Genomic DNA, 12,193 nt, shown 5'->3' with positions numbered 1-12,193 from the left:
TTATCTCACTCGTTTCGCCAAACGGGGGCGCGCTTTTCGACAAAAGCGGTAATGCCTTCTTCACCGTCTTTGGTCAGCATGTTTTCAACCATGACGTCACTGGCAAAACTGTAGGCATGGATCAAGTCCATGGTATTTTGGCGATAAAATGCTTCTTTGCCGATAGCTAGCGTCAGTGATGACTTTGCTGCAATTTTTTCGGCGACCGACTGAGTCATCGCCCTGAGTGAATCGCTGTCTGTCGTGCGGTTGATTAAACCTATCCGTTCAGCATCTGACGCGGAGATAAAATCGCCCGTTAGCAGCATTTCCATCGCATGTTTATTTGATACATTGCGCGACAACGCGACCATGGGTGTCGAACAAAAAAGTCCGATGTTGACACCTGGCGTGGCAAACCGGGAGGTGTCGGAGGCATAGGCCAGATCACAACTTGCCACTAGCTGACACCCTGCCGCTGTCGCAATGCCATCAATTTCCGCAATCACGGGTTTGGGACAATGGACGATGGCGGTCATCATCGCGGAGCACTTACTCATCAAGGTGGCGAAAAACTCGCGCCCCTCATCGGGTAATTCTCTGGCTGCGGTGATCTCTTTCAAATCATGCCCTGCACTAAACGCTGGGCCATTAGCACAAATAACGATGACCTTTACCGCTGGCGAATCAGCACCATGATTAATAGCATCATTCAAATCGCCAATCATGGACTCTGAGAGGGGGTTTCTGCGTTGTGGGTTATTAAGTGTCAGCCTCAAAATGCCATTTTCACTAAGGTCTCGTTCTATTTGCGCACTCATTCCCTACTCCTATTCCGCCGTTATTTAGTCGATGGCTGACTGATGCAATCCATGAAACGTTCAGTCCTGCTAATTGATGTATTTGGGTTGATTCCCATTACAGAGCACAACGCAAAGAGACGACAGATCAGATCTAAGACTTGTCGGAATATCACAAGCAAAAGGCGCAATTAGCCCCACTTCACACCTCGCACACTTCCTTGTATTGAATCCAAGAAAACACCAAGAGTTCATGAGTGGTGTGGGTTACAAAATTGACGAAGGCAAGGTATATGTACGGTTGGATTTTTAGTGTTTGACTGTGTCTTTCGAGCCTAAAAGAAAGCGCTTTCAATAAAGGGCAAGTACTGACCAACATCGGAGCCACAACATGGAAGTGAAAACGCTCTCTGCCGTTTTTATCGCATTATCTTCAGCGATGATGCTGTCCTGCACCTCTGAATATGACAGGGAGAAACCATTGATTCAGAACAACAAACATTTCGGATTGTCATCAACGGCTGAGATCCTGCTCACCAGTGAAGCTGGGGACAAAATGTCAGTGATGACAAACCAAACCTTCACCACTGACGCGGCCAGCGGCACGCAGATCGTGATCCAACCTGATGTGGTTAAACAAACCATTTCGGGCATAGGCACGTCGTTCACCGAATCTTCTGCGTTTGTTCTGGCGCATCTTCCGGTCGAAAAGCGCCGTGAAGTGATGGATAAGCTCTACGCTGACACGGGCGCGAATTTCTCACTCACGCGCACCCCTATTGGTTCGACTGACTTTTCCGTTGAAGGCAAGTTAGGTTATGCCGAGGTTGCGGGTGACAAAACGCTCAAGCATTTCACCATCGCCCCTGACAGCGACGGATTTTCAAAGGCGAAATACGCGGGGATTCAGGATGAATCTTTTGACGTTTTGCCGATGATCCACGAAGCCATGGCGATAAAAGAGCAGCAAGATGACAGCACTTTAAACATCATTGCCTCAGCATGGACAGCACCGCCATGGATGAAAGACATCGACACTTGGTTTATCAAAGGGGCAAAAGAGAACAATTGGGAAGGCACCGGCGGAAAACTCAAGCCAGAATATGTCGCGACTTATGCTGATTACTTGGTGAAATACCTAGAGCATTATAAAGAAGCTGGCGTTGATATTTGGGGGCTAACACCAGTGAATGAACCGCACGGCAACAGCGGTAACTGGGAAAGCATGCACTTCACAGCGGAAACCCAAAACAGCTTTATCAAAGACTTTCTTGGCCCGAAATTAAAAGAAAGTGCGTTCGCTGATACCCGCGTACTGATCTACGATCAAAACCGCGATCACTTGGAACATTGGACGGACGTGATCTTGGGCGATCCAGAGACTGCACCTTATGTGTATGGATCTGCAGTTCACTGGTACTCGAGCACCGTCGATGTGTATGAAAAGGTGATGGATCGCGTGCATAACAAGTTCCCCGATTTTGCCATCATTCACACCGAAGGCACGATTGACGATCTGGGTAAACCTGCGCCGAACGGAATTTTAGATCCGGTGAAGTTTCAAGAGTCCGGCTGGTTTAACAATGACGAATTCTGGTGGAATGAAAACGCAACGGATTGGGCATATACCGCAACGTGGGCACCCAACCCAGAAAACCACCCTATCTACACACCAGTGCATCGTTATGCCCGCGACATTATTGTTAGCTTGAACCATTGGATGGCCGGTTGGGTTGATTGGAATGCCGTGCTCGACAGCCAAGGCGGCCCTAACCATGCAGGAAATTTCTGTGGCGCACCAATCATGATCGATGTGGAAAACGGAGACGTGTATTACACACCAATTTACGACGTTCTGGCTCAGTTCAGCAGAACCATTCGCCCCGGCGACAAAGCGGTGCAAGCTGACAAGATCTTAGATGGGTTGGAGCATGACGCACTGCATACCAGTGCGTCGATCAACAGCGACAACTTGCTGAGTGTTCAACTGCTGAACACCACGAAGCAGCCAATTGCATACGATTTGGTGATTGGGGCGCAACACTCGCCAATCACGATTCCAGCGAATTCAATACAAACAGTTCGCGTGCAGCTTTAATCAAAATATATATACCCAAGTAACCTGAAGATGCAGGATTCAACCGCTTTCGGCTTTGAGTCGAAGGCGGTTGAGATGCACATAGGTTAGCGCCTCTATTCGCTGACCTATGTGCAATTCTGCGTAATTCTCGCCATTGCTTCTGAAGTATCTGTATACTGCCCGCCATCTTCAATCACGACAGCAACAAGGTCTCTCACATGCCATCAACGTCTGCGCATAGCGTTATCGTTCTCGACTTCGAAACCACGGGATTATCACCAAGCATGGGTGATAGAGCGATCGAGATAGGTGCTGTGAAATTGGTGAATAGCGAGGTGGTTGATACGTTTCAAGCACTGATGAATCCGGGCTTTCGGGTGAGTAGCTTTATTGAAGGGTATACCGGTATCACCAATAACATGTTGCGCACCGCAGCCAGCTGTGACGATGTCATGGCGGAGTTTAGTGAGTTTATAGCTGGTAGCAACCTAGTGGCTCACAATGCCTCTTTTGATAAGCGCTTTTTAGATGCAGAACTTGAACGTCTAAATCTTGGTTATTCCGGCCAATTCGCGTGTTCAATGCTTATCGCAAGACGTCTGATTCAAGACGCGCCAAGCCATAAACTGGGCGAACTCGTGCGTTTCAAACACATCGACAATGATGGCGTTTTTCACCGAGCCTTAGCCGATTCGCAGATGACAGCAAAGCTTTGGCTACTCATGCTAGAAGAACTGGAACAACAGCACATGATTAACCCGAGTTTTGGGTTCATGCAGACCATTAGTAAAACCAGTAAACAAGCGATGGGCGGGTTGTTTCAAAAAGTTCGAGGCAATCAGACAGGGCGTTGATGATGTCTCGATAGGTATTTATCTGACGGCAAGATAAATAGTCTATCGTTGTCGCGGTTTGCGCGTATTCGATTAACGCACAAGACTTATCAGTAGACCGAAAAGCCTCCCATCACGTTACCACTCGGCGCAATAATTTTGCCTGCGCCCGTTTGGTCACAGTATTCAAAATCGATGTCGTGATGACTAGATGTCATCTTCGGTAAGATGTGTCGCTTTAGAATATCGCTGTTTAGCTGATGAATTTCAGCCTGCCATGACGCATTTTCTTTATGTAAACGGAAATCAATTTTTATCATTTTTCACCTTTGGTAATTTGCTGTTTCTTATCGCGTGTTAATTGGTACCAGTGACGCTGTCGTGTTGTTCTACGAGACATAATTTTCCTTATTTTAGATGTTCAAATACTCGCTATCGCGCACACAAAAATGGCATGCGAGATCGCCTGCATATCACTCGTATGGCGTATTAAAAACGCACAGATACGGATCGCGAATGCGGAGAATTTGTGTTGTTCTTTTGGACTGATAGTAAAGCTATTGAATGTACGATGAAGATAAAGTTGACACAGGGAGATTAAACGAAGGTTTTCGAGAAGTCGCTGAGAAGGAACTTATACTTAATGTGGCATTAACAACTCTTGTCTAAGAGAATGGTGGACTATACACCGAGATGAACAAATAGCGAACATTTTTTTACACCTCCCCTCACCTCTTTGGCTTCCATACGCCAAAAACCACTATTTTAGTATGGAAAAACAATGAAATGCCCCTTGCTCTAAAACACGAGAAATACGAAACTGAATTAAAAAACATATATTTACGTCACCGTTAAATCACGCTTTTTTCAACGTTTTCATCTATGAAAAGTGTTGCGGTCTCACACTCAAATGTAACACACTCAGTTCCTTAGTGAGAAAAGCTCGCTGATAATCCCAACTTCTTGAAACACATCGCAGTTTTTACATGGATAAATGATAAGTTTCACATTCTTTTGACTATTCCTATGTCCACGTGATGCCAGACTTTAAAGACATATTAGATATACACCCTAATCCCTGTGTGATTCACATCGACTTCGTACCTAAGTATGCAAACAGTGCATTCGCTAAGTTCAGTGGTATGTCGAGTGTCGAAGAGGTGCTAAAACTCGAAACGATTAAAGTCTTGTTTGAAGAAGCTCACTGGCCAGAAGCACTGCGACGATACCAGCACGCCATTGAAACAGGCACGCCAACACCACCACAAGTCATTAATCATACGGACTTGAAAGGCAATCCAATGATTGCCGAGATCACTGACACTGTGATTGATTGGTTTGGTGAAAAAGCCATGTGCACCTTCGTAAGCGTGGTGACAGATCAAGTCTATCGCGAGCGTACGTTGCGCGACATGGCGAATCGCGACGATCTCACTAACCTCTACAACCGCCGCTATTTGTTTGATTTATTCAATCAGCGCCACGCTACGCCACAACGTCAACAATACCTCGCCATGGTCGATATTGATCACTTCAAACGCATCAATGATACCTTTGGTCACCCTGTCGGCGATCTTGTGTTGAAGCAACTAGCAAGAGTGATTGAAGAATTCGCGAAGCCTGACGAATGCGCGTTTCGTTTAGGCGGAGAAGAGTTTGCACTTTTGATGTGGGAAGATAACGTTGACGGATTGACCCAAAGACTAACGGAGTTGCGTCAGACCGTTGAAGCACTCATGGTGCGCGTGAGCTATCCAAACAGACAGCCGTTAGCGATTAACTGCACCATCTCGATTGGTGCAACGGAAGTCAGTCAGTTGGAAGGATTCCTTTCTGCTAGCCTCCGCGCAGATAAATGCCTGTATCTGGCGAAAGAGCGTGGTCGTAATCGAGTGGTAACTCACGAGAGCAACAGCGATAACAACACATCTTCGGACATCAAGCTCAAAGACGACAATTAAGTTTTCAGCTTACCACGCAGAAAGGTCGAACTTGTTTGGTTTTGCTTGAAAGCGATTGGATAACAAATCGATTTCGTCCTCCTTCTTTTGCTCGGTACATCAATTGATCTGCATGGTGTAACAGCATGTCTAACGAACAATCCGTTTTCTGAGTATCAATGAGCAACGCGCCTATCGAGGCTGTCACATGCAAACCTAATTCATGCTGGGATGCGCTCGGAATTAGCCGACGATGAATATATTCCATGACGGTATCAAGCTGGTGTCTACTTTTCACTTCCAACAGCAAGCAAAACTCTTCCCCTCCGAGTCGAGATATCGCCACCGCTTCTTGTAACGTGTTTTTGAACGCTTTTCCAAGGCACACTAAGACTTCATCACCTTTTAAGTGCCCTAAGGTGTCATTGATTTGCTTAAAGTAATCTAGGTCAATCACCAACAAGACTAACTGCTGATTCTTCATCAACGTTTTGATTTTTTTAGTCTCAAACTTCTGCTCTAAACCGCGGCGATTAAGAAGGCCAGTGAGTGAATCCGTAAAGGCATACTCTTCCAGCTTTCTGTTTACCGCTTTTATATGTCGCGTTTTTCGCTGAACGGTCTGGCGCAAAAGCAGGATATAGCTCAATGCCACTATCACAATGACCGTCAGCACTAAGGGCAACACCCAGTTCGGGATAGTGAACACTTGCTTGGTGTTGAGCCACTTCTGCTCAATGCGCGCCGATTCGGCTTCAGGGATCTTGCCAATACCTGTGATGATTTCATCGCGCAGCGCCTGATCGCCCTCAGATACAGCAGCATAGATCATATTGGTGTACAGCGATTCTATCGGAACAAATCGATGCAAATCTGGATCTTGCGATAAGTAATAAGTGGCCACTTGTGTATCAATGACCATGCGCGTGATCTCGCCATTTAACGCCGCTTCAATGAGTTTTGCGTTGTTATTGAAGCTGATTACCTTGGCATCGGGATAGTGATACTTGATGTATTCCTCTTCATAACCTCCGCGCACGACCCCGACTTCCATGCCAGGCAGGATCCCTTTAATTTTCAGTTGTTCGCTGTCATTGAGCACGTAAAGGGAGGAGGAAATTTCAAACAGCGGCAGCGTGTAATCTAAATAGTGATCGCGCGATGAGGAATAGAGCAGCCCCGCATGCACTTTCCTTCCCGGCTCTGTCATGTGCTCTAAGGATTGGTTCCAATCTGACAAGACAAACTGGACAGGCACATTGTTCACTTCACCGTAAACTCGCCAGTAATCGATCAGTAAACCTTTTGGCTCGCCGTTTTCAACAAATGCAAATGGCTTCCAGCTGTGGGAGTTAACAACCGTTAGCGTTTTATCGTCGAAGGCTGACATGGCATAGCGAGAGAAAAAGACAGCACAAAGCAGCGTGATGATAAATATTCCAGCGGCGGGTCGATGCAAAGGCATAAGTGTCATGAGGCCAAGTCAAAAAGTCCTTAATGCATTGTGGCAAAGTTGTGTTGACGTCCCCACCTCGATGGTTCTCTGTATCACAATATCGAGAAGTCACTCGATTAGTGAATGAAAACTAATGATATACAACACACTCAATCTGAATATTGTTGTTAAGTTTCATATAAAAACAAATCAAATAACGCGTATTTCTACCGATTTTCGCCGCATTCCTCTCTTGAATCGCCAGTATTTAAGGCTCTTTGCTGAATCGTTGCCAGATAGTGATCTGCCTCTTTTTATGTGGTAAATTTACGGCGCTTGAGATCGGCCTATACCTGTATCATTTGGTTGGGAAATGGAATGAAGGTGGGAAATACTCTTTATCCATTGCCTGCGATCAAATTTCCGCCACATAATGCATGTATACTGTGTCCGCTTTCATGGATGAGTTGTGTTGTCCAAGCGATTCCCGCCGTTTGGACAACACAATTATAGTGTCATGAATCTGTATTAACGCTGTAAGAGCAGCGGTGCAATCTGACTGCTCACCACGTCTTTGTTTGTTGTTTTATTACAGACATCAAGCACTAATGAACGTAATTACAGCCCAAATTGTCCCTTGGTTAAAAGCTCGACCGGAGAGAACCCTACATGAAAAAGACCAAAATCGTTTGTACGATTGGACCGAAAACTGAATCAGTAGAAATGCTGACCAAGCTAGCTGACGCTGGCATGAACGTAATGCGTCTGAACTTCTCACACGGTAACTTCGACGAACACGGTACGCGTATCGCAAACCTTCGTGAAGTCATGAAGAACACCGGTAAGCAACTAGCAATCCTACTGGATACTAAAGGCCCTGAAATCCGCACTATCAAACTAGAAGGCGGCAATGACGTTGCTCTAGTAGCGGGCCAAACGTTCACTTTCACTACTGACGCATCAGTAGTAGGTAACTCAGAGCGTGTTGCTGTGACTTACACGGGTCTTTCTCAAGACCTTAACGCTGGCAACATCATCCTTGTTGATGATGGTCTGATCGAAATGGAAGTACTAGAAACCACAGAAACTGAAGTTATCTGTAAAGTACTGAACAATGGCGATCTGGGCGAAAACAAAGGCGTTAACCTACCAGGCGTTTCAGTTAACCTTCCTGCACTGTCTGAAAAAGACAAGAGCGACCTAGTATTTGGTTGTGAGCAAGGCGTTGACTTCGTTGCAGCTTCTTTCATCCGTAAAGCGTCTGACGTTAAAGAAATTCGTGAAATTCTGGCTGCTAACGGCGGCGAGAGCATCCAAATCATCTCGAAGATCGAAAACCAAGAAGGTGTAGATAACTTCGACGAGATCCTTGAGCTGTCTGACGGCATCATGGTTGCTCGTGGTGACCTAGGTGTTGAGATCCCTGCAGAAGAAGTTATCTTCGCGCAGAAGATGATGATCGAGAAATGTAATCGTGCACGTAAAGTTGTTATCACTGCAACTCAAATGCTTGATTCAATGATCAAGAACCCACGTCCAACTCGCGCAGAAGCGGGTGACGTTGCGAACGCAATCATGGATGGCACCGATGCAGTTATGCTTTCTGGTGAAACTGCTAAGGGTAAATACCCAATTGAAGCTGTTACCATCATGGCGCAAATCGCTAAGCGTACTGATTCAGTATTGAAAGCTGAGCTAGGTTCACGTCTAGACAGCGCTCGTCTACGCATCACTGAAGCTGTATGTAAAGGCGCAGTAGACACCGCTGAGAAGCTAGGTGCTCCACTGATCGTTGTTGCTACTGAAGCAGGTAAGTCTGCACGTTCAGTGCGTAAATACTTCCCAACTGCAAACATCATTGCCGTTACCACCAACGAGAAAACTGCTGCACAACTTTGCCTAAGCAAAGGTGTTACGCCAGTTGTTGTTAGCCAATACGAAAGCACTGACGAGTTCTACCGTCAGGGTAAAGAAATCGCTCTAGAATCTGGTCTAGGCGCGAAAGGCGACATCGTTGTTATGGTTTCTGGCGCATTGGTTGCTTCAGGTACTACTAACACTTCTTCTGTACACGTTCTGTAATAAACGTTTACCGAAGCTAAGAAAGGAGCCGAAAGGCTCCTTTTTTTATGCTTGGGAAAAGTAGGAAGAGCAGGTTCTGGGTCCTAGGTCCTAGGAAAAGCATTCGAGATGCGAGATTTGAGCCTGTAACAGATTCTGTGCACTCCCCTATTCACTCAACTCTTCCGGATCTAAGTTCTCTGCTCTTCCTGCGCCTTCTCGTTTCTCGTGTTCTCGCTCCTCGAAACTGCTCCTCCTGTTTTTCCCTCTATTTCCTAGGACCTAGGACCCGCTCTATCCCTGCTCTTCAGCCACAAAAAAACCGACAGCGTCTCCACCATCGGTTTTTCTTATTCAAGCTGCTTGTTGTGTTAAGCAGTGATTGCGCTTACTGACGCAATGCACGCTCACCACGAGCAATTCCCACAACACCGCTTCGTGCGACTTCAATGATGTCTGTGACGTCTTTCATCGCAGAGATGAAGGCATCAATCTTCTCACTCGTGCCCGCTAACTGAACGGTATACAGCGAGTTAGTAACATCGACTATCTGTCCACGGAAGATATCAGCAGTACGCTTCACTTCTGCACGTGCAAATCCAGATGCTTTCACTTTGACCATCGCCAGTTCACGTTCAATGTGCTCTGACTCAGTCACATTGCTGACTTTCAATACGTCGATCAGCTTGTGAAGGTGTTTTTCAATTTGCTCACGCTCAGACTCTTTTACCACGGTCGTCGTAATATTGAGGCGAGACAGAGTAGGATCATCTGTCGGTGACACCGTTAAAGATTCGATGTTGTAACCGCGCTGAGAAAACAAACCCACGACACGGGACAATGCGCCTGGTTCATTCTCCATTAACACCGATAAAATACTGCGCATTATGTTCTCTCCGTCTTGCTCAACCACATTTCATTCATCGCACCGCCACGCACCAACATTGGGTATACGTGCTCGGTTTCATCAACACTGATATCGAAAAAGACCAGTTTGTCTTTCATCGCTAATCCACGTGCCAGCTCACTTTCTAGCTCGGCAGGGTCGTTGATGCGAATGCCCACATGCCCGTAAGCTTCTGCAATCGCTGCGAAGTCAGGCACCGAATCCATGTACGATTGTGAGTGGCGACCTTGATAAATCATGTCTTGCCACTGCTTCACCATACCGAGGAAGCGGTTGTTGAGGTTGATAATCTTGACGGGAATGTCGTATTGCAATGCGGTCGACAGCTCCTGAATATTCATCTGGATACTGCCATCACCAGTGACACAAATCACTTCAGCATCTGGGAGTGCAAACTTCACACCCATGGCTGCTGGTAGGCCGAAGCCCATGGTGCCAAGACCACCGGAGTTGATCCAGCGACGTGGTTTGTCAAAGGGATAGTAAAGAGCCGCAAACATTTGGTGCTGACCCACATCTGATGCCACGTAGGCGTCACCATTTGTCAGCTTATACACCGCTTCAACAGCTTGTTGCGGCTTAATGCGCTCATTATTGGTTTCATACGCTAGGCATTTGCGATCACGCCATACGTTGATGTTGCTCCACCACGCTTCGATCGCTGCAGCATCGTTCGTGCCGCCTTGCTCGGTGAGGATCTTCAGCATGGTGTTAAGTACTGCATCTGCCGAGCCAACAATCGGGATATCCACAGAGATCGTTTTTGAGATGCTCGATGGGTCAATATCGATATGCATGATCTTGGCATTCGGACAGTATTTCTCGACGTTATTCGTCGTCCTGTCATCAAAACGCACACCGATACCAAAGATAAGGTCGGAGTTATGCATCGTCATGTTGGCTTCGTATGTGCCGTGCATGCCTAGCATGCCCAGCGCTTTGTCACCCGTACTCGGATAAGCCCCTAAGCCCATCAGTGTACTGATAACCGGAATATTCAGTGTGTCTGCCAGCGTTTTAATTTGCTCGCCACATTCAGAGATGATGGCACCGCCACCCACATAAAGAACCGGCTTTTTCGCTTCAAGCAGGGCTTTTAAACCACGCTTGATCTGTCCTTTATGACCCGTGGTCGTTGGGTTATAAGAACGCATGGAAATGCTGTCCGGATATTCATACGGAAATTTATTGGCTGGGTTCAGCATGTCTTTTGGTAGATCGACAACCACAGGACCAGGACGACCCGTAGATGCGAGATAGAAGGCTTTTTTGATGATCTTCGGAATGTCTTCCGCATTTTTCACTAGGTAGCTGTGTTTTACGATCGGGCGAGAGACACCCACCATGTCACACTCTTGGAATGCGTCATTACCAATCAGGTTACTCATCACCTGACCAGAAAGTACCACCATAGGAACGGAATCGTAATACGCCGTTGCGATACCTGTAATGGCGTTGGTTGCACCTGGCCCTGAAGTAACCAGTACCACACCCACTTCACCCGTTGCACGGGCATAACCATCTGCCATGTGAACGGCTGCCTGCTCGTGGCGCACGAGCACGTGCTCAATATCGCTTTTCTCATGCAGTGCATCATAGATATCCAACACTGATCCGCCCGGATACCCAAATATATGTTTTACGCCTTGGTCGATCATCGAACGAACGACCATGTCGGCTCCTGATAACATTTCCACTATATGCCTCCATGTATGCATAGTATTAGGACTTATTTGTAGCCTAGTGATGGATGCCAACGTGACGTCTTAAACTGCTGCCATCCATGCCAGCTATGCCTTTGATTCCGGTCGTAACAAGAATCAAAACAGCTACACTCGAACCCTCAAATAAAACACGACCAAAGGCTGTGTTTTTGAGGCTGCTCAAGTACCACCAACTTTAACGCTTTGTTAGCAAATCTGTCTATTGGATAACCAATATTTACATGAAAACTCTATTTGATTACGTTTTCATCATCGAAGACTCTACAAAGCCACGCCAATACAGAATCAATAACCAAAAATTACAACCCAAACAAGATTTACTGTTTGCTAGACGTGAAAATACAGCGTACTGAAAGGTCTTTTTTTGCTGTGTTGGGACGAAAATATGGTTAGATTGGCCGGAAAGTGAAATTTCTCGATTTGTATATCACCTT

At 46.4% G+C, this 12,193-nt stretch carries 9 protein-coding genes; 4 read left to right on the top strand and 5 right to left on the bottom strand.

Annotation, left to right across the window (positions count from 1 at the left end; translation table 11 throughout):
* Positions 1-5: 5 nt before the first annotated feature.
* A complete protein-coding gene (locus Q365_RS0111900) occupies positions 6-800 on the bottom strand; it encodes an enoyl-CoA hydratase (protein WP_028023553.1) in 795 nt (264 codons plus the stop codon).
* Between the two features lie 370 nt (positions 801-1,170).
* On the opposite strand from Q365_RS0111900, the gene Q365_RS0111895 reads away from it, so the two are divergent.
* Positions 1,171-2,877: a glycoside hydrolase family 30 protein gene (locus Q365_RS0111895; protein ID WP_028023552.1), complete on the top strand. Its 1,707-nt coding sequence runs from the start codon at positions 1,171-1,173 to the stop codon at positions 2,875-2,877.
* A gap of 200 nt (positions 2,878-3,077) precedes the next feature.
* Positions 3,078-3,713 (top strand): 3'-5' exonuclease, encoded by a 636-nt coding sequence (locus tag Q365_RS0111890; RefSeq protein WP_028023551.1) that lies wholly within the window; start codon positions 3,078-3,080, stop codon positions 3,711-3,713.
* 89 nt (positions 3,714-3,802) lie between these two features.
* Here Q365_RS0111890 and Q365_RS0111885 read toward each other — a convergent pair whose 3' ends face one another.
* Positions 3,803-4,012 carry a hypothetical protein gene (locus Q365_RS0111885; RefSeq protein WP_028023550.1) on the bottom strand — a complete coding sequence of 70 codons (210 nt, stop codon included), beginning with the start codon at positions 4,010-4,012 and terminating at the stop codon, positions 3,803-3,805.
* Between the two features lie 717 nt (positions 4,013-4,729).
* On the opposite strand from Q365_RS0111885, the gene Q365_RS0111880 reads away from it, so the two are divergent.
* Positions 4,730-5,653, top strand: a complete 924-nt coding sequence (locus Q365_RS0111880) for a GGDEF domain-containing protein (RefSeq protein ID WP_028023549.1) — start codon at positions 4,730-4,732, stop codon at positions 5,651-5,653.
* Between the two features lie 4 nt (positions 5,654-5,657).
* On the opposite strand, the gene Q365_RS25685 is transcribed toward Q365_RS0111880, so the two are convergent.
* Entirely contained in the window at positions 5,658-7,106 is a 1,449-nt protein-coding gene (locus Q365_RS25685; protein ID WP_245621542.1) for a transporter substrate-binding domain-containing diguanylate cyclase, read from the bottom strand.
* A 630-nt stretch (positions 7,107-7,736) separates the two neighbouring features.
* Here Q365_RS25685 and pykF point away from each other — a divergent pair.
* Positions 7,737-9,149 (top strand): pyruvate kinase PykF, encoded by a 1,413-nt coding sequence (pykF, locus tag Q365_RS0111870; RefSeq protein WP_028023548.1) that lies wholly within the window; start codon positions 7,737-7,739, stop codon positions 9,147-9,149.
* A gap of 367 nt (positions 9,150-9,516) precedes the next feature.
* Here the strand turns inward: pykF and ilvN are convergent, their stop codons facing one another.
* The gene (gene ilvN / locus Q365_RS0111865; protein ID WP_028023547.1) at positions 9,517-10,014 is read right to left on the bottom strand and encodes an acetolactate synthase small subunit; all 498 of its coding nucleotides are present in this window, start codon (positions 10,012-10,014) and stop codon (positions 9,517-9,519) included.
* Positions 10,014-11,732 carry an acetolactate synthase 3 large subunit gene (locus Q365_RS0111860; protein WP_028023546.1) on the bottom strand — a complete coding sequence of 573 codons (1,719 nt, stop codon included), beginning with the start codon at positions 11,730-11,732 and terminating at the stop codon, positions 10,014-10,016. The genes ilvN and Q365_RS0111860 overlap by 1 nt, the downstream gene beginning before the upstream one ends.
* Positions 11,733-12,193: the final 461 nt, after the last annotated feature.

This window comes from Enterovibrio calviensis DSM 14347 (assembly GCF_000621165.1).
Taxonomy (GTDB): domain Bacteria; phylum Pseudomonadota; class Gammaproteobacteria; order Enterobacterales; family Vibrionaceae; genus Enterovibrio; species Enterovibrio calviensis.
The sequence above is the reverse complement of the archived record's forward strand: the minus strand, read 5'-3'. Positions and strand labels throughout refer to the sequence as shown.

Coding starts and splice junctions, on each gene's coding strand:
- Q365_RS0111900 (WP_028023553.1), bottom strand. CDS start 800: ATGAGTGCGCAAATAGAACGAGACCTTAGTGAAAATGGCATTTTGAGG.
- Q365_RS0111880 (WP_028023549.1), top strand. CDS start 4,730: ATGCCAGACTTTAAAGACATATTAGATATACACCCTAATCCCTGTGTG.
- Q365_RS25685 (WP_245621542.1), bottom strand. CDS start 7,106: ATGACACTTATGCCTTTGCATCGACCCGCCGCTGGAATATTTATCATC.
- Q365_RS0111895 (WP_028023552.1), top strand. CDS start 1,171: ATGGAAGTGAAAACGCTCTCTGCCGTTTTTATCGCATTATCTTCAGCG.
- Q365_RS0111890 (WP_028023551.1), top strand. CDS start 3,078: ATGCCATCAACGTCTGCGCATAGCGTTATCGTTCTCGACTTCGAAACC.
- pykF (WP_028023548.1), top strand. CDS start 7,737: ATGAAAAAGACCAAAATCGTTTGTACGATTGGACCGAAAACTGAATCA.
- Q365_RS0111885 (WP_028023550.1), bottom strand. CDS start 4,012: ATGATAAAAATTGATTTCCGTTTACATAAAGAAAATGCGTCATGGCAG.
- ilvN (WP_028023547.1), bottom strand. CDS start 10,014: ATGCGCAGTATTTTATCGGTGTTAATGGAGAATGAACCAGGCGCATTG.